This window comes from Maribacter aquimaris (assembly GCF_014596745.1).
Taxonomy (GTDB): Bacteria; Bacteroidota; Bacteroidia; order Flavobacteriales; family Flavobacteriaceae; genus Maribacter_A; species Maribacter_A aquimaris.
In genome coordinates, this window is the sequence record NZ_JABTCF010000014.1 from 89,663 (window position 1) to 111,724 (window position 22,062).

The following is a 22,062-nucleotide window of genomic DNA, read 5'->3' on the forward strand; positions in this document are numbered from 1 at the left end:
CCCCAAATCAACCCTTTCAGACGGTAAACTATTGTTATTTAAAAAGCACTACTTATGAAACCTACATTAAATTACCATGTCCGTCTTTTTCTGATTGCATTTATGCTAATGGGTCTAAACACCATTTCGGCACAAATACTAGTAAACGCCCCCGAGCCGGCCGATAATCCCAACTTGGCGGGTAACACAGCTTGGACCGCCATTTGCGCGGGAGTGGGTGGGTTCAATGAATATTATGTGAATATTTCATGGGCAGGCACCGCGAACAGTGGCAACGAGTTCATTCTAGAACTCTCTGATGCCAGTGGGAATTTCAGCAATCCAGTGGAATTGCTACGTGTCGGTGACCAAAACAGTAACTCCTCAAAAGAGTTCAGTGCTGCATTTTCAATACCCACAGATACGCGGGGACAAGGATATACCATGCGGGTCAAATCAACCGATCCCGAATATACGAGCAGTGCATCGTCACCATATCATATGTATTATATGGATGTTACCACCAACATAAACATCAGTGCCGATGGTAGTGGAGTCCCTCCCGGAATGGTTTGTTCCACAGGGCCTATAACCTTACAGGTTGACAATGTTTCCAATCCAGAAACCTATCAGTATATTTGGTATATGAGTGGTACCCCAATTACTGGGGAAACCGGTCACACCCTGAACGTATCAACTTCAGGAATGTATTATGCCCTTATCGATTATGGTAATGTATGCTCTGGTTCCGGTAATACCGATTCCAATATCGTGGATGTAACCATTGGATCAGGTGGTCAAGGTATATTTATAAACCCTCCAACCAATACTATTCTTTGTGCAGGGGAAACCGAAACCTTAAGCATTAATACAACCGATCCATCATGGAGCTATATTTGGTTTAAGGATGGTGTCCAGATTCCCGGAGCTACCGCATCCTCCTATATCGTGGATGCAAGTAGTGCTGATTTTGAAGGCGACTATCAAGTGGAAATATCAGCAAGTGCCATATGTAATGAAAGATCTGCTGCCATTACCATGTCAAATGCGGATGAATTTACCGTGACCAGGGACAATGCTGAAAATATGGTCTTATTACCTACACAGACCAAAAACCTAAACATTATAACGACAGCCATTTCACCAACCTATAAATGGTTTAGAAACGGTTCGGAAATATCAGGTGAAACCAGCAACAGCCTAAATGTTACCCAAGAAGGCAGCTATTATGCCGAGATTACCCAAGGTGGGGGAACATGTCCAGGTACGATCAAAAATTCGGAAACAACCACGGTTGTCGTACCCGACTCCTTTGAGTTGATTACGGATTATGCCGCTGCATATACTGCCTGTGAAACGACCAATATCGTACTTCAAGTAGAGACTATCAATGCCGTATTATCAGATGCCAGTACTATCGATGTAACCTCCGATATTGCCACCGACTTTTCATTTCAATGGAAATTGAATGGCACCGATGTTTCCGGGGCAACAAGTAATTCAATCAGCTTAACCGATACCACTGAAAATGGGGACTACACCCTTGAAGGTGTTATTGGTTCCTATAACGCCACAAGCAATAGCTTAAACGTTCAATTGCTTACCTCAGAAACATTGAACATCCAAAGTACAAGTACGGTGTATTGCAGTGCTTCCGACATAGTTACCTTAAGCACCCCAACAGACCTATCAGGGGAAACCTTTGAATGGCAAAAAGATGGTGTAACCGTAAATACCACAGATAGTGCTTTTGATATAGATGCCATAGGTACATACCGTTTGGTTTTAAATAAAAATGGTTGCTCCTTGACATCGAACGAAATCACCATACAACCTTTGGATGAATCCTTGATCACCTTGGACCCCTCATCCGATGTGGTTTTACCGGAAGGGACTTCAAGAACAATCAGTGCAAGTGGAGGTACCGCCTATCGTTGGTTCGATGCTTCCAACAATGAGATCAGTACCACTTCTTCACTTAATGTTAGCGAAGCAGGTACTTACACGCTTATCGCAAATATTGATAATTGTGAAATATTTCGAGAAATAAACGTTACCCTATTAGATACCTTTAAGATACCCAATGTTATCAGTGTTAATGGAGATGGTATCAACGACCAATGGGTCCTGCCTAATTCATATTCGAATAAGGCCGATGTTAATGTGATCATTTACAATGAAAAAGGAGAGGAACTATTGAATGAATATGATTATAAAAATTCATGGCCATCCTCATCCCAAGCGTTTCCAAAGCAGAACATGGTATTTTATTATAAGATACGGAATGCCCAAGGAATCCTGAAACAAGGTACAATAACTGTAATTAGATAAACTAATACAATGTTTAAGAATAGATTTTTATTTATACTCATGCTTATTACGGCGCTGACCCAAGTCAATGCCCAAGAAGACTCACCATTTGTTACCTATGATGTGCCTTCCCAAAACTTGTTGAAGTATAACCGATTCTTGATCAACCCAACGTTTTCAACGGTTCGGGAAGATGTTTCGTATATAAATCTATTACATAGAAACCAATCGGTACAATTTGATGATAACAACCAGAATTACTTCTTAAGTTATAGTGGTAGAATCAGTGATAGGACAGGTCTAGGTTTAAGTCTCTATTCCCAACGGGAAGGTACCGTATCCAACTTTGGTGTTTTGGCCAATTATGCCTATGGCGTTAAATTAAGTGATAAAAGTAATTTTACTTTCGGTGCCAACGTATCCTATTACAATAGTGGTTTCGACCAAAATCGTGTGACCACGGTTGAGGAGGATCCCTTCCTTGCAGGTCTTCAAGATAGTAATCTTCTTTCATTTCAACCCGGTTTCAATATCTCGTATGGTAAGTTCGATTTCGGCCTTTTTGCCGAAAACCTATTCGATTATAATCTAAAAACCAGTGAATCGGTCACTGAATTTAAAGACAAGACCTTTTCTGGACACGTACAATACACCCACGAATTTGAAAATGCCTCCGGTATTCTTGAAAGCGGTCGGTTAATGCCGTTGGCACGTGCCCGTAAAGTTGGTGAGGATGATGTCGTTTTAGGGGGTAGTCTCATACTTGACCTTCCAAAAATCGGTTGGGTCCAAGGAGGCTATGACAGTTTTTATGGAGCTTCAGCAGGGGTTGGTTTCAACTTAAGTAAACGTCTTTCCTTAGGTTACACCATGGAAAAAGGGTTATCCAGTAATTTTGATAACTTTGGTGTTACCCATGAGATTTCATTTGCATATTCCTTTACCCCTAATTTGACCGAAGACCGTGTACTACTTGAAAAAGATAATGATCTGGTAGATGCCGATGAACCCATTCGCGAAGATGCCATGGCCAGTTCCGATGATCTGGAAGACCTTAAAAGAAAGCTAGCGGAAAACGATGCTATCATCGAAGAACTGATGTTTAGGCAAGATTCCTTGGAGGCCAATCGTAAGGCAGACCTTCAAAAAAGGTTTGAGATGGTTATGCGCATGGTAAGAAATGAAACGAATGGTACACGACCCGACCTGGAAGAAAAGGCTAAAACAATGTTTCTTGGGGGTAAACCTCCTGTTGCCCTTGCGGATAACAACACAAGTAATGATGGTCGAAAACCATCGGGTAATCCAGGATATACCAATCAGTCTTCTAATGGACCAAAAGCTATCGAAAATCCCGTTTTTGAAACAACAACACCTTCTGATAGGGTGAAGGATGCCGTGGCAACAACTAACTCTGGTTATACGACCAAACCTGAAACTACAAGGGATAGGGTACAACACGATTCTCCCACACACAACGAAGTACAACATACCATTAAAAGTCGCAAGTTTCGTGATTTAGAAGGTGTTGCAGATGGTTATTACGTAGTCGCCAATGTTTACAAAGGCGGTGTATACATGAACAGGTTCATTGAAAATCTTGAACAAAAAGGCCTATCAGCAGATTATATTGACAATCCCAATAACGGACTTAAGTATGTTTATTTAGAACGTTACGATACTTGGCAAGAAGCTGTAGCAGCCCATAACAGCAATATTGATGGTAAATATGATGGGGCAACATGGATCATGAATGTAGACAATCGCTACACCAATGAAGCCTATGCCGAAAATTCAAACAAAATTAAAGAGCGATCTTCAAAATACAACACAGATTTACTACAAAAGAATGTCATTGTTAAGGACAAGGTTGCCGCCAATAACCTTGAGCTAAAAACCCAAATCATCCAGGGTATTGATTCCGGTTATTATTTGATTGCCAACGTTTTTGCCAATCCGAACAATGCCAAACGATTTGTGAAACTATTGAACTCTTACGGATTGCATGCCAGTTATTTCATCAATCCAGAAAACAACTATAGGTATGTTTATTTAAAGAAACACCAGTCTTGGAACAACGCACTTATTTCGTACTATACGAAACTGAATGATTCCTATGATGACCAAATGTGGATTATGCGGGTTACCCCAAATCAAATAGCATAAACCAAACGGTCCTTTTACAAAAAATATCCCATTATACCCATCGCAGACTAGGTGTTGGTTTTTTTAAAAACCCACCTGTTTCATAACCCTATTTTTGGAGGTACATTAACATTATAAATTTCAATATTAATCATCCTTAGTAAAAAGGATGATTTTTTTTATGGCCGTTAATCACCATGGAACGTCCTCTTTCCAATTCCTTTAAACCCAATTCCAAAGCTTTTCCTACAACAATCGATTTGCTCCAAAATAGGTTGTAATCCAGAGGGACAAACCGCATGTATACAACGTTTCACAACATAAAACCGACGAACTACAACATTAAATTTCCTCACTGATTTTAATAGGTAATATTTGTTAATGGTAGTTCTTGGAATGTTCGTATTTCGAGACTGTCTAAAACAATCAATACAGAGATTGAATCAAACAAACTGTTAAAACCAAACTTTCTGACCCAATGGAAATTAAGTCGCCCAAAATACATGTATTAGCTTGTTTTCTCTTTTTAGGTGTTCTTTCATCCTTCTCCCAAGTTAAAAACGACTTTGATGTACGTTATGAGGCAGATATTCGTGGTGAAATCACCTTTGTCGGCAATAACATTGTCAACCGTCAAGTTGATCCCCATTGGGAAGGTGCATACGAAAGATGGGGATGGTGGTGGATATGGAATCCGCGCGCCAATTGGGTCTCAGACGTAGTAAGTCCGAACACCCCTTACAACTCAACCGGTAATTCATCCGAGTCGAACGATGTCCTCAATATGCAATATATTGATATTGACAGTGATCCCGGCACATTCAGTTCCAGTAGTGCTACCTTGGACATTCCTGATGTAGATTGCTCCTTGGTCCGGTATGCCGGTCTGTATTGGTCAGCCGTTTATGTCAATTCAGATCGAAGTAATATTGATAATATAAAATTCCAAGTACCAGGGGGTACCTATCAAGATATCACCGCCGATGAAATTCTTTTTGATGGTGATGGTGATCCTGATTTCGGTTATTATAGTCCGTATGCCTGCTACAAGGATGTAACCTCCATTGTTTCGGGGCTTTCCAATCCCAATGGGGAATATTTCGTGGCCGACGTACTCGCTAGTTCTGGAAGTAGTATTTCGGGTGGCGTTTCCGGTGGATGGAACTTGGTGATCGTCTATGAAAACCCCAACCTTCCTGGTAGTAAATTCATAACCACTTTTGATGGGTATGCCGGTATTGCCTCTGCAGCTCCGGATGTAGATATTCCCATCAGTGGTTTTACAACCCTGCCTGCGCCCTTCAATGTAAATGCCAATATTGGTATCGCTGCCCTGGAAGGTGATAATCGAATTCGTGGTGATGGACTTGAAATCAACGCAAATGGTTCTTTTAGCGCTCTTTATAGCACACAGAATCCAGCTAATAACTTCTTCAATTCGAACATTACTATTGATCCGGATATTGTAACCACCCGAAATCCGAACAGTGTAAATACCTTGGGATGGGATGTAGATCTGTTCCCGGTGACCAACCGACCTAACAATAATGTTATTCCAAACGATGCTACAAGTGCTATACTAAGACTTAGTTCTACCCAAGATAAATACGATGTGTTCTTCACGTCATTCGATGTAGAGATCATAGAACCAAAAATCGTATTGGAAAAAAAGGTGAAAACCCCTGGTGGGGATGACATTACCGGGCAAGGTGTACATCTTGGCCAAATCCTCGACTATGAGCTTACCTTCCAGAATATCGGAAATGATGATGTAGACGGCTATATCATAAGGGATGTACTCCCCGTAAACGTTGCTCCACCTAATGGCATTGATTTCACAGATTCAGATTTCGTACTGCCTTCAGGGGTAACCTATTCTTATGACATTGCTTCCCATACCATAGAATTTTCCATTCCAAATGCCCTGGTAAAACAGGGACTTACCCCGTATTCCATTCGAATGCGCGTACAGGTAGCCGAAAACTGTTTTGATTTTGTTGATGCTTGTTCCGATCTAATCCAAAACTTAGCATACTCTACCTACCACGGTATTCAGAACGCCGCCCAAGTTACCGATGATCCCAGTGTCACGGATTTCGATGCATGTGGATTCGTTGTCCCTGGGGCAACGAACTTTTTATTGGACGACCTTTCTGACTGTAACTTTTCCCGTACCGTAGAACTCTGTGGTACCGAAGCTATATTGGATGCCGGTGATAATTTTGATGGTTACGTATGGGTAAGGGACGATAATGGCAATAACCTGTTCGATTCGACCGACACCGTAATTACCGATGGTGATCCCGATAACGACCCTAGTACCATGTCGGTAACCGAGGTTGGAACGTATATTGTAGACAAAATAGCCACCGATCCATGTAAGGGTTTTAAAGAAATAATCACCGTGGTACCTTATGGTTCAGGAACCATTCCCAACCCTGTCATAGAATATTTCAATTCCGTAAACAGTGATACCGATCCTTCCAATGACCTGGCCGGGGAAATAGTACAATGTAGTGTTGATAATGACCTTCTTCCCAAATTATTCCTTTGTGGGATAGGGGATACACGCCAAATCCAGGTAAACATACTCGATGCCCAGAGCATTGTATGGGAAAAATTGGATGAGGGCAGTTGTGACGCCACCGGGGATGATTGTGCAAACAAAAACCTCACCTGTACTTGGAGCCCTGAAGGAACAGGGAATAATTATCTCGTATCGAGTGAAGGAAAATATAGATTATCGGTTACCTATCAGAATGGATGTACCAGTCGTTTTTACTTCAATGTATTCCAAAATACATTGGACATAGCCTATGACTATAACGATATCATATGTACTACACCCGGTAATATAACCATCACCAATTTAGGTGCCGGTTACGGTTACCAATTGGTTGATGATGCAACGGGTAATATCATAACCCCTTTTAGTGCCAACAATGGACCTAGTTTCGATTTTGGAACTGGCGAAAATGGGGCTTATAGGGTACAGGTAACACAATTGGACAATGCCGGAAACCCTATTGACGATGCATGTATTTTTGAAACACCGGTTATTGGGATTGTTGAAAGGGATGTACAATACGAAGTTGAGGTAACCCCTGCAAACTGTACCGTTTTAGGTACAGCCACAATTCGAGTGACCAATGCCGATGCCAATTATGAATATGAAATTCGATTGGATGATGGTACTAACGGAGGCCAAGGTACTTTGGTTGACAGTGAATCTGCCCAGACCAATAACAACTTTACGTTTAACGGTCTTAATCCAGGCAATTATATCGCCGTAGTACGCACGGATGACGGGTGTAATTATAGTGAGCAAATCACGATTATCGATGAAAATGATCTGGACTTGGATGCCCGGGTACTACAAGCCATTACCTGTGATCCAGGAACCATACTCATGGAATCAACAGGAGGACAAGCTCCGCATGTCTACGCCATATGGGAATATGTAAATGAAAGTGGGACAACGGTGACCTCATATGCAACCATCAATGATATTCCGTCAACTGAATTCCAAACCAATACCACTTTCGAAGTACTCGCCCCAGGTGATTATACGTTTGTTGTAGTTGACGATAATAACTGCCCTGTGTTTTCGAACATGGTTTCGATTGAATTTCGGCCAGCTGCTGAATATGATCCAGTTACCATCACCGATGTCCAATGTTTCGGTGACACGACAGGTGAAATTCAATTCAATCTCACCGATGACCATGGATACGCTATAACCTATTTCTTGAGTGATGATACCGATACCCCATTAAGCTCTAACAATTCCGGCTATTTTACGGGATTGGCTGCTGGGGATTACTCGGTACGTATCAATCAAATATTTGGTACCGCCTCATGCGATTATACCGAGGATATTACCATTGCAGGGCCTACAAATGCGTTAAGTGCTGATTCTGCCCTGATCAATGACTACACCTGTGTACAGGATGCTGTAATCGAGGCCCAGAATGTAACAGGAGGAACCGCTCCATATTCCTACAGTATTGATGGTGTCACCTTTATTCCTGATACAACACCCAATGCCCACAGGTTTGAAAATTTAACTGATGGCACTTATACCATTACCGTTAGGGATGACAATGGATGTACATTCCCTACTCCAGCCATTACAATCTTACCCTTAAACGAACCCAGTGACCTAACATTTACGGCTACGGCCCCGAATTGTCCTACCCAGACTTCAGATGTTACCGTAACCGTTGTAGATGGGAATACACCTTATGTTTTTGATATTATTGCTCCGTCATCCATAGCGGCTACTTCCACATCCGGAACGACTGCCAATTTTGACGGACTCGCACCCGATACGTATACTTTTAGGGTTACTGACAATAAAGGATGTACGTACACAGAAGACTTTACCATCACCCCTGTTACACCTATTACCGTTGCAGGTACCTTGGTCAATAATGTTACCTGTGTAGGGGCTTCAGATGGGGCCGTTGATTTTACTGTAAACGGTTTTTCAAGCACCTATGCATACAGCATTGACGGTGCCACTTCAATAACTGCACAAACTGCAAACACTATTAACCTTACGGGCCTTTCAGCAGGTGATTATACCATTATCGTCACCGATGAGGTTACGAATTGTACCGATACACAAACAATAACGGTAAACGAACCAACCGACCCATTGGCATTTACATTCAATGTTACCCCATTGGGTTGTACTTCGGATGGTTCTGTAACCATTACCGCGACCGATGGTTGGGGAGGCTATTCCTATGAAATCACCCAACCCGATGCGGTTGTTCTTGGGCCACAAAACAGTAATGTATTTTCTGGAATCAATCAAACCGGAGTACATACCATTCAAGTAACCGACGCCGGAGGATGCGTTGTAACGGATACTTTTACCATTGATACACCTACTAACCCAACCATATCACTGGACGCTACTACGGACCTTTGTTTTGATCCAGCGGGTGGTGTTAGCCTAACTGCAACAACAACAAACGGTGTTGCACCTTATTCTTATAGTTTAAACGGAGGGCCAACGCAGACCGGAAATGTATTTAACAACTTAACACCAGGTTCTTATACTGTGGTCGTTACTGATTCTTATGGATGTAGCGCTACATCCAATACGGTTGTAATAGCACCCCAATTATCGGTTTCACCTGTACTTACCAAAGAATTGGATTGTTCTTCTTCTCCAGAGGCAATCATAGATATTACCATAAATGGCGGTTATTCAGCTTTCACCTATCAAGTAAATGGTGGTACCAGTATCCCTGTTACCGGTAATACTTTTACCTATACCACTGCCGTAAATGGTTCCTTTACCTTCTTGATTACCGACGATGAAGGTTGTACGGCCGAAACAACGGTTGTCGTGGATCCTATTACAAACCCTACGGCAACAACGAACCCTACTGATCCAACCTGTAATGGACTAGCGGATGGTAGTGTAGAAGTGGTTATTGATCCCAATTTTGGAACGGCACCATACCAAGTGAATTTCAATGGGGCCGGACTTTCATCCCAAACGCTTTATACCGGACTAGCTGCAGGTACTTATAATTACATCGTTCAGGATAATAAGGGATGTACGTTCAATGGAAGTGTCACCCTAACAGCACCTGACCCCATAACTGCGGATGCCGTATTGACACAACCCTATACCTGCTTGCAAACAGGTACAATTCAAGCTCAAAATGTTTCCGGAGGAACCTCTGGTTACACGTATAGCATCGATGGTATTCATTTTGTGCCTTCGGATACCTTTACCGGGCTAACCGATGGTACCTATACCCTTACCGTAAGGGATGCCAACTTATGTACCTTCGTTACGAATGTGGTCACGATATTGCCATTGGATCCCCCAACGGATATATCCTTTGTTGCCACACCTCCAAATTGCCCTTCGGAAACTTCCGATGTTACCCTTACAGTAACAGGGGGTACAGGAGCAATTGATTATGAAATTACAGCTCCTGCGGCTGCAACTACAAATACTACAGGTGCAACTACAGGTGTTTTTGCCGGACTTGCTCCAGATACCTACACGTTCTTGGTCACTGATGCCAACGGATGTACCTATACCGAAAATTATACAATAGACCCAGTTACCCCAATTAATGTAGTAGGGGTATTGGTCAACAATGTTTCCTGTATGGGAGCAGCTGACGGTGCAATAGACTTTACCGTAAGTGGCTTTACCTCAACGTATCAATATACCATTAATGGGGGTACACCTGTTACGGGCCAATCGGCCGCAATAATCAATAGAACCGGTCTTCTAGCCGGTGATTACACGATTATAGTTACAGACGAAACAACGAATTGTACCAGCACCACAGCGGTCACCGTAAGTGATCCACCGTCGGCATTGGTCATCGACAGTATTGTACCTACAGACCCAACATGTTTGGATTCTGGTTCGGTTACCGTTAATGTTTCGGGAGGATGGGGAAATTATTCTTATGAATTCATAGACCCAAGCTCGGCACACACAACGAATTCCACAGGAATCCTTAATGGACTCACCGATACCTCCGCGGCCTATACGGTCAATGTTACCGATGCCAATGGATGTACGATTACCGATAGTTTTACATTAAATCCAGCTATTGCTCCAGTGTTAAGCGTTAGTGCGAACAGTCTTTGTTATGACAGCACTACAGGACTCATATTGACCGCGAATGTTACTTCAGGTGGAACGGCACCATTTCAATATAGATTGAATGGCGGAGCGTACCAAAGTGAAGCTGATTTTACTGGTTTGGCACCTGGAAGCCATACCGTTGAAGTAATAGACAGTAAAAACTGTTCTGCATCAGCCACTATCGATGTATTCCCAACCTTGGCAGCTTCTGCTAACTTGGTTAAGGATTTGGATTGTAGTGCAACGCCGGATGCAGAAATAAGCATTTCCGTCAGTGGAGGAAACCCAACGTTCAATTATGAAGTACTACGGGATGGTAGCTCTGTACAAGCCAGTACAGCTGTTCTTTCCAATCCGTTCGCTTATACCACCACAACGGCCGGTACCTATGAATTTATAATCACGGATACGGAAAGTTGTACCGTGACCACAAATCAAGTGGTGATTACGGCCAATAATCCGCCAACCGTTGTTGAGGTAGTTGCCAACCCTTTATGTACTACAAGTACGGATGGTAGTGTAACCTTAACTATTACAGGAGGTACAGCACCTTATCAGATCGTATTCGATGGCAGTGCCCCTTCAACACAAACCACCTATACAGGTTTGGCTGCAGGTACCTACAATTATACAGTTACCGATGCCAAAGGCTGTGTAACCAATGATAGTGTAGATTTGATTGCACCCCCTGCCCTCGTGCCAGGTACCATTGACGTTGTTCAGGATTATACCTGTATCAATGCCTCAGCAACCCTTCAGGTTATAAATTACTCGGGTGGAACTCCGGGATATACCTTCAGTTTGGATGGTGTTAATTTCCAAGTTTCCGATACTTTCAATACCGGAATTACAGCGGGCACTTATTCCATTACCATTAAAGATGCCAATGGATGTATCGCTAGTACTCCAACGGTTACCATAGATCCGTTGGACCCACCAACAGACCTTACGTTTATTGCAACGGCACCGACCTGTCCTGCCATAAATTCGGATGTAACAATTACCGTTATTGACGGCAATGCGCCATTTAATTATGAAATCACGGCTCCCGCCGCTGCAACTACCAATGTAACAGGGGCAACAACAGGCGTGTTTACCGGTTTGATTCCTGGAACATATACCTTCAAGGTAACCGATGCCAAAGGATGTGCATTGGAGGAAAGCTATACCGTGGTTGATATACCTCAAGTAACGGCTATTTCCCAATTAACCAATAACGTAAGTTGTTTTGGGGCTGCGGATGGTGCATTTACTTTTACGGTCAGCGATTTTGCAACTACCTATAGCTATACGGTTGAAAACAGTGCTACTACTGTAGTTCAATCACAAAATAACATCAATCTAACCACTCCGATTTCGGTAGCGGGCTATGCAGCCGATACGTATACGGTAACGATTACCGATGATACGACCAACTGTTCCACAACGACCAGCATGGTTATTGAAAATCCGCCAGCGGCATTGGATTTCACATTTACCAATACACCTGTAACCTGTATCCAAAATGGAAGTATAACCGTTACAGCCATTGATGGATGGGGTAGTTATGAATATCAATTGGAAAATACAGTTGGTCCTGCCATAGTCTATGCCTACCAAGGTTCAAATACATTTACCGATGTACCTGCTGGTACGTACACTATTTATGTACGTGATGCTGGGGGTTGTATTGTTGATAAACCCATTACTTTGGACCCCGCGGAAACCCCAACCATTGCGTTGGATCCAACAACGGATTATTGCTATGATGGTACTGACCAAGCGTCATTGGTAGTAAGTATTTCCGATGGAGTCGGTCCTTATACCTATACCATCAACGGTGGTGCACAAACAGCTGTTGTCGGAAACCCATTCACTATTGCCAATCTTGCACCTGATACCTATGATATTCAAGTTACAGATGCCTATGGTTGTGTGTCGAATGCGCTTAACGGTATCAATATTCAACCACAACTGGCAGCAACCGCTTCATTGACACAAGACTTGTTATGTACGGGCAATGCAATAATTGATGTTACCATCTCTGGTGGGTATACCCCATACGCAACCTACCAAGTACAGTTCAATGGTGGTGGCTATGGTGGTACCACAGCTTTAGCAGGAAGTACTTTTACTTATAATGGAGCAGCGGCGGCAGGGACGTACCAGTTCTTGATTACCGATGCCAATAATTGTACGGTTGAAACTAATGAAGTCAGTATTTCCCCAACAGTTTTGCCACAGGCCAGTGCTGTTGTAACTGATGTTGCATGTTTTGGAGGGGCTGATGGCTCTGTGTTTATTGACATAGACCCTAATTTCGGAACCGCTCCATATACCATAAGTTTTAATGGTAGTGCATTTACATCAACGACTACCTATTCTGGACTAACCGCAGCGACGTATCCTTTCGTGGTAAAGGATGCAAGAGGTTGTGAATATTCCAATGATGCTATAATAGGAGAACCTGTCCAGATTATTGCGGGAATAACTGCTAGGGATGTAACCTGTAGTAATGTACCTGGTGGCGGCAATGTACCTGGTGGTGTGGATGTTACCATTACATCCGGAGGTGTTGCCAGCTTTACTTATACACTTTATGATAGTGCTAATAATATTGTTACCCTATCTAGTGGAGATCCCAATCCTGTTACCTCTGCCAGTACCACACATTCATTTGACGGTGTTGATTTTGGTGATTACTATGTACGGGTTGTCGATGCCAACGGTTGTGAAAGTGACTTAGGATCGGTACGTGTACTATCGAACCCATATTTAACCATGACTGCATTTATTCCTCCACCAGATTGTCCTACAGGAGGTACAGCCCAAATAACAGCGTCTGGTGGGTCCGGTGATTACAGTTTCCAAATTTATGGAATTGGAACAGCCCCTACATCTGAGGTTCCTGGAGGTGTTAATGAAGAAGTCGCAACATTCACTGGTTTAAATCCAGGACAGACCTATATCATTGAGGCCGTAGATAATATAAACCATTGTACTAGTTATCAAGAAGTGGTTATTCCTGATGTTTCATCAATCTCTGTAAATATTGACAACTCTACGGATATTACTTGCGCCACAGCAGAAGACGGAACTATGACCTTTACTGTGGACAATTATGACCCAAGTGTTACCAGCATCGATTATTCAATTCTAAATGCTGTTTCCAATACACCCGTTGTTGGCTCTGGTACATATAGTGGAACTATAGGCCCTGGCCCTGCAGGTGGACCACAAACCCTAACGGTGAATGATTTGCCACCGGGAGATTATATAATTTTTGTAGAGGAATCAACACTCCCTTCTTGTAGTACAACCGAAACATTCAGGATCCTTGAACCAACTCCAGTCGCCTTGAATTTCGTAAGTCAGGTTGCCGCCAATTGTAATAATGATGCTGAGGTAACCGTAAGGGCCAGCGGTGGTACAGGGCCATATAACTATGCTTATGTTCTTGATGGGGCTGCCATTCCAGGAGCATTCCCTCAAGGGTCCACATTTACGCTCGATCCTTCATTAGGCTTGGATTGGGATGTTTATGCACAAGATTCCAACGGGTGTATTTCCCCTGCTTTGGATATAACGATTACGGAAGATCCTTCCCCATTAATAAGCGTATCTTCCACGAACCAATGTACGGCCACTGAAGGTGCCTTTGAGGTTGATATCACCTTGGATGCTGTTGGAATGGCTCCTTATACCATCAGTGTAGATGGTGCTGCACCCCAAGCAGGTAGTTTGAGTTTGGCCGGGGATACCATGACCATATCCGATTTGGGTTCCGGTAACCATACCTTTACCATATCCGATATCAATGGGTGTGGGGAAACTGAGAATATTACTATTTATCCACCATTGGATCTAAGTGCGAACATCACGGCTGCAGATAACTGTGACCCCGCCGATTCCGGTGCCGTTACGATTACCGCAAATGGAGGTTCAGGAAACTATAGTTACACCCAAATTACCCCTGCTGGTCCTACCCAGGTTTCAGGCGTATTTACCGGACTAACACATTCCATCGCCTATACCTTTGAAGTGGAGGATACCACCACGAATTGTACAACCCCAGTAACGATAACCTTACCAGCTCCTGTAGACCCAACATTTACGTTGGCCGCTACGGATGTAAGTTGTTTTGGAGGAACCAATGGTACCATAACCGTTACCTTGGATGCCGGAAATATTGATGTTCCTTATGAATATAGTTTGGACGGAGGTACAACAACTCAGCCTTCCAATGTCTTTACCGGACTTTCACAAGGGACCTACAACGTAACCGTAATCTCAGCCAAAGGTTGTGAGGACACCAAATCAATTGATGTGGATGAGCCCACCCAATTGGATATTGCTGCTTCGGCTTCGGCCTTTAGTTGTAATGATACGGCCAGTACGATTACCGTAACGGTTAACGATGCTACTCCTGGAAATCCATCGGGAACAGCTCCTTTCGTCTATAGTTTTGACAATGGTGTTAATTTCCAAGCAGGAAATACCTATCAGGTGCCTTTTGGTTCCCCCGATGTCAATGTTGTCGTTAGGGATGCACATGGTTGTTTGGATACTGAAGTAGTCGCTATTCCGGCCATGCAGGAAGTTACGGCTTCAATTACCCAGCATCAAGCTATAGATTGTTCCAATGGAGCGGAAATAATAGAACTTGTACCATCAAATGGTTCAGGCACCTATACCTATGCCGAACTTCCAAGTGGTAACCCCGTGGCTGATCCCACTAATATTGTTTTGACTGCTCCTGGAACCTATGTATATGAAATCACCGATACCGTTACCAATTGCTCGGACATCGTTGAATATATCATTGCTCCCTATAACCTGATTGATGTAACCGCTACAGTTACTATGGATGCTGATTGTAGTGATAGTACTGATGGGGAAATAAGCGTTACCCTAACAGGTTACACAGGAACGTTCAACTATCAAGTATTGGACAATACCGGGACTTTGGTTACCGGCCAATCCGGAACAGGTACTGCTTTAACCGACCCACACACATTTACCGCATCTTCGACACTAGCTGCAGGTACCTATACCGTACAGATTACCGAAACCGCTTATCCTGAATGTGTTGCCACTTCCAATAGTGTAACCATCGATGCTCCAGAGCCATTGGCGTTGAACTTACTTGGTAACATAAATGCCAATTGTAACGCAACCAACGCTATTGTCACTATGCAGGCAACAGGGGGTACCGCTCCATATTCCTATGGTGCAGCCATTAGTGGCGCTGGGGATCCAGGGGTGTATCCTTATGATACTACCGTTGAATTAGACCCAACAACAAGTTTAAATTGGGATATATATGTGCAAGATGCCAATGGTTGTGTCATTGCAATTCCTTATGCCGTAACCGTGGCTACCGATACCACTCCGGATATTTCATTGGCCTTGGATGATGCCTGTGCCGATGAAGGGAATTTCGGTATCACCGTTTCTTTGGATGCCATAAATACAGGGGTAGCCCCATATACCATGAGTATTAACGGAGGTGCTTTCCAAAGCATTGCCAGTTTCCCTTATACGTATACGGGTCTTACCGCAGGTGCGTATTCCATAGAGATCAGGGATGCCAATAATTGTGGTGAAACCGAAGCTATTACCATTGATGCTGAATTGACAGCAAGTGCTTTCGTTGTTTCCCAACCTACTTGTACAACTAACGATGGTGTCATTGAATTTACCGTAAATGGAGGTTCAGGTTCGTTTACTGCTGAATTGTTACGATCGGATTTAACTTCGACCGGAATAGCCGCAACAGGAAACCAATTTACGGGAGTTGCTTTTGGTGACTATATCGTAAGGATCACCGATGATACATTAGGAACACCTAATTGTAGTGTTGATGCTCCAATTTCTTTGGAAGAACCAACCCCTGTAACCCTGAACACCACCCAGAAAACGGATATTACTTGTTTTGGTGCTGCCAATGGAACGATTACGGTTAGTTTGGTTACTCCTTCAACCGGGGTAAATGATAATCCACCGTATTCGTATACTATAGATAATACTATTGATCCCGCTATCACAAATGGTACGGGTAGTTTCTCTGGATTGAACCCAGGTAACTATACCATTACCGTTACTTCGGAAAGAGGTTGTATCGCCACGGATAACATTACAATCAATGAGCCTACAGCGTTGGTGGTCACAGCAAGTGCCACTAATTTTGCCTGTGCTCCGGATAACACGGTCAATGTTTCCGTACTGACCATTGACGAACCTAGTACAGGAACGGCCCCTTATACCTATAGCATTGATGGAATCAATTTCTTTACCACCAATACCTTCAATGTAATTGATACGGGAGCAACACAAACGATAACCGCAACGGTAAGGGATGCCAATGGCTGTTCCAATTCCGATACGGTTACCCTAAACCCATTGCCAACCATAACCGCCGTAAACGTTAGCCAACAAACGGCTATAACCTGTGCCAATGATGAAGTTGCACGTGTAACGGTTACCGGTGGTTCAGGTGACTTCACTTTTGAATTGTTACCAACTGGAAGCGCTGCATTGCAAACACCAGGAGCAGGAAACTATACTGCCGACTTTACATTGACAACCCCAGGGGATTATACCTTTAGGGTAACCGATAATGTGACCGGTTGTTATTTCACCACCGCTCCGTATCATATTGCACCCTATGACCTTATTGAGGTCGTCGCAACTCCTATTTCACCAGTGACTTGCTTCGGGGACAATGATGGGGTTATGGAAATCAATGTTACCGATTATACCGGAAACTATTCGTATGAGGTCTTCAACAGTGATGGAACAACAACTTCGATAACGAATACTGGTGTGGCACCAGGGGTGTTGAGCATTCCCGGATTGTCCGCAGGAAACTTCTATGTAGTTCTTACTGCAACGGATACCCCGTTCTGTCCGGCTACATCGAATACCATTACCATAGGTTCACCAGATGCTGCGCTTAATCTTGTTGAAATAAACAACATTAATGCGAACTGTACTATTGGTGCCCAAGTAAGTGTTCAGGCCACTGGAGGAAACGGTTCATATACCTATGCCTTTATGGAAGACGGTATAGCTCCTACTCCAGGGGATTATACTGCAAATGCCAGTGCTACCCTCGACCCAGCCACCAACCTTAATTGGGATGTTTGGGTAATGGATGCTAAGGACTGTACGCATATGATCGATGTGGTTATCACAGAAGATCCATTGCCAACAGTTAGTGCTCCAGCCTATGCTATTGACCAATGTACCTCCAACGGAACATCCTATACCTTTACCGTAACTGGAGGTTCCGGTATTGCACCACTTGAATACAGTATAGGAAACGGATACCAATCCAGTGACACCTTTACCGTATCCGCTCCAGGAACCTATACGGTTACTGTTCGAGATGCCAACGGATGTACGGCAACCGATACTATTGAGATTTTACCTCCTCTCGGTCTAACGCCTACCGCAACGGTTCAGCCTAGTTGTGCCTTAAATGATGGTGTAATTACCGTTACCGCCACTGGTGGATCGGGTACTTACGAATATGACCTATTTGATAGTAGCAGTGTAAGTGTAACCGGTGGACTGCGACAAGCCTCCAATATCTTTAACGGACTGGCACCTGGCACGTATACCGCCTTTATTTATGATACCAGTGCTTCAGGCTGTGACGCCCAAGCACCCATAACCCTCGAAACACCTACTCCTGTTTTATTTACATCGAACAAAGAAGATGTATCCTGTAACGGAGGTGCTGATGGATCAATTGAAGTGATTCTTGCTCCTTCCAATGATAATCCACCGTATACCTATACCTTGGATGATGGAACGAACCCACCAACGGTACAAACCAGTAATTTATTCACTGGTTTATCCCAAGGAACCTATGATATTACGGTAAGTTCCGGTAAGGCATGTTCAGATACACAACAGGTGATAATTGATGAGCCCGATCCCGTTGATGTAACCGCAACAGCGACTGATTTTGCCTGTAATCCAGATAATACGGCATCGAGTTCAGTTATTACTGCAGTCGGTATTGATGGTACGGAACCTTATACGTTCAGTATTGATGGTATAAACTTCTTTACGTCAAATACATTCACTGTTTTGGATACTGGTATTGATCAACCAATTACGGTAACCATAAAGGATGATAATGGTTGTACGGACACAACAATAGTGAACATTGAAGCATTGAACAAGTTTACTGCTACGGTTAGCACAATTACCGATATTTCTTGTGCAGGACCGGAAGAAGTAACCATTACGGTAAACGACAATGGTGATGCCACCAATGTATATACCTATGAATTGTTGCCTGTTGGCAATACTAATGCTGTTCCTACAGGAACGCCAACTTATAACACGGCCACGTTTAACTTAACCGCTGTGGGCAGTTATACCTTTAGGGTTACGGATACGGCCACTGGATGTTATGTAGATGCTGCGGCTTATGAAATAGCACCTTACGATTTAATCGAGGTATCCGCAGTTGCTATAGATCCTGTTATTTGTTTTGGTGATGGCAATGGTTCAATAGAATTAACTATTGATGGCTATCTAGGAGCTTACGATTACCAAGTATTCGATAGTAACGATAATCCTATTGGATCTTCGGTTAGTACTGATACCAGTGTAAACCCAAGAATGATTACCGGACTTTCTGGTGGTAACTATTATATACGGGTTACTGAAACCGCGGCTCCTTTGTGTTCCGATGATACCAATACGGTTACCATCGCATCGCCCGATATGGCGTTGACCGAAACAACAACTGTTTTGAGCGGGGTTGAATGTACCGATGATCAAGGGGAAGTAAGGGTAAACCCAACAGGTGGAATAGCTCCTTATGACATTACCTTGACCAATACCACTACAGGGGATTCCTCCGGTACTTTGAATGATGTAACCGGTGCGGTATTCTCAGGCTTGTCTGCTGGTGACTATAGCGTTACCATAGTGGATGCAGGAGGTTGTTCCATAACAAATGCGTATCCCGTTTTATTGGATATGCCAACACCAGTAACAGCAAATGCCATTCCGTTGACCACTGCACTAACCTGCTTTGGTGATACCACGGGTAGTGTTTCCGCTGTGAATGTATTGAACGGAAGTGGAAACTATGAATACCAATTGAACTATTACGATGCTTCAGGTACGACTATTGAATTTACCAGCACTCTTCAAAGTGGTCCTGACTTCAATAATTTAGGAGCAGGTATCTTTAGTATTACCGTATCCGATGGATGGAATTGTGGTGTGGAAACCAATAAGGTTACCATCACAGAACCTACACTTATTGAAGCAACATTGATCCGTACAGATCCATTAACCTGTGCTACAGGTGTGGAATTCGAATTGAGTGCTACAGGCGGAAGTGGTGTTTATGAGTACAGCTTGGATAATATTACTTTTAGTCCGATGACCAGTAATCCAATGCCTTTGCCAGAAAGTGGTATGTTGGGCTCAGGATCACACCAATACTATGTACGTGATCTAGGAGGTGCTTGTGAATCGGTACGTTCCAATGCTATAACTGAAACCGCCATTGTACCCCTTGCGTTGACCGTAGACACGTCAGCCGCTGTGATCAATTGTAATGGAGAGGCTACGGCGATCATCTATGCCAGTGCAGTAGGTGGTTTAGGTAACTATCAGTATGAATTGTATACCGATGCATCCTTGAGTATGGCAACACGCGTAGCCGGTCCTCAAGGTTCTGGTAAGTTCACTGGACTTCCCGCAGGTACCTATTACGTGAATGTAACCAGTGAGGATTGTACCACTCCGGCAGAGGAGGTTGTAATCATACAACCAGAACCTTTGACCTATACCGAAGATGTCATGGACGTCACCTGTTTTAGTGACACCAATGGTAGTATAACCGTTACCCTTTCAGGTGGATCTGGTGGATATCAATATGCGATTTCCCCTAACCTTAACCAATTCGATACAGAAAATACCTTTACCGATTTGGCCCCTGGGGATTATACGGTAATCGCCCAAGATATGAACGGATGTTTCGAAATATTGGAATATACCATTGGTCAACCGGATATGTTACAGATTTCCGCAACCACCACACCTGAGATTTGTGTGGGTGAAGCCAACGGTACAATTACCGTATCAATAACAGGAGGTACTGCCCCATACAGCACAAGTCTAAATGATAAATCGAACTTTGTTCAAGATCAGTTGGATTTTACAGATGTCGCTGCTGGTAGTTACCTATTGTTTGTGAGGGATGCCAATGGTTGTGAGGATAACATCAATGTTGAGGTTGGCGCAGGTGAAAATCTAAACGCCACTGTTGAACCGGTATACGAATGTACCGGTGATACCCCGAACAATTATATTGTGGTAACCTTGGAAGATCCTTCCATTGCCGGTGATGTATTGTATGGAATGGATTCAACGGATCCAGCTGATATGCAATTGACCCCTGACTTTAGCAATTTGGCACCAGGTACACATGCATTTACCATTGCCCACAGTAATGGTTGTGTAAATACCGTCGAATTTGAAATTCTAGGATTTGATCCATTGACCTTGGAATTGCAGAACAACAATATCAATGAAATTACTGCAGTTGCCACAGGAGGAAGAGGGGAATACACCTTCTACTTCGGAGATGTTGACAATGGTTCTGATTACACTTATATGATCAATAGGACTGATACTTATGTTGTTAGGGTTGTTGATGAGAACGGTTGTGAGGTCATTACGAACATAGCAATGGAATTCATAGATATCGAAATTCCCAACTTCTTTACACCTGATGGAAATGGTGAAAATGACATATGGTTGCCTAGAAATATTGAGTCATACCCAGAAATACTAATTAAAATTTATGATCGTTATGGTAGAGTAGTTGAAGATAATGTAGTCAGTAAAAACGGATGGGACGGCCTATACCATGGTGCAGAACTACCAACCGGTGATTATTGGTACATCATTAAACTACAAGGTGAATCTGATGATCGTGAATTTGTTGGACATTTTACCCTATATCGCTAAACTTA

3 protein-coding genes are annotated in these 22,062 nt (G+C 43.2%); all 3 read left to right on the forward strand.

The genetic code is table 11. From position 1 onward, the window contains the following. Positions 1 to 54 precede the first annotated feature (54 nt). The 3 genes from HPE56_RS18125 (at position 55) to HPE56_RS18135 (ending at position 22,057) form a co-directional block, all read left to right on the forward strand. Entirely contained in the window at positions 55 to 2,310 is a 2,256-nt protein-coding gene (locus HPE56_RS18125) for a T9SS type B sorting domain-containing protein (protein WP_188245166.1), read from the forward strand. A gap of 9 nt (positions 2,311 to 2,319) precedes the next feature. Next, positions 2,320 to 4,455, forward strand: a complete 2,136-nt coding sequence (locus tag HPE56_RS18130) for a PorP/SprF family type IX secretion system membrane protein (protein ID WP_188245167.1) — start codon at positions 2,320 to 2,322, stop codon at positions 4,453 to 4,455. A gap of 457 nt (positions 4,456 to 4,912) precedes the next feature. Continuing rightward, entirely contained in the window at positions 4,913 to 22,057 is a 17,145-nt protein-coding gene (locus tag HPE56_RS18135; protein ID WP_188245168.1) for a T9SS type B sorting domain-containing protein, read from the forward strand. Positions 22,058 to 22,062: the final 5 nt, after the last annotated feature.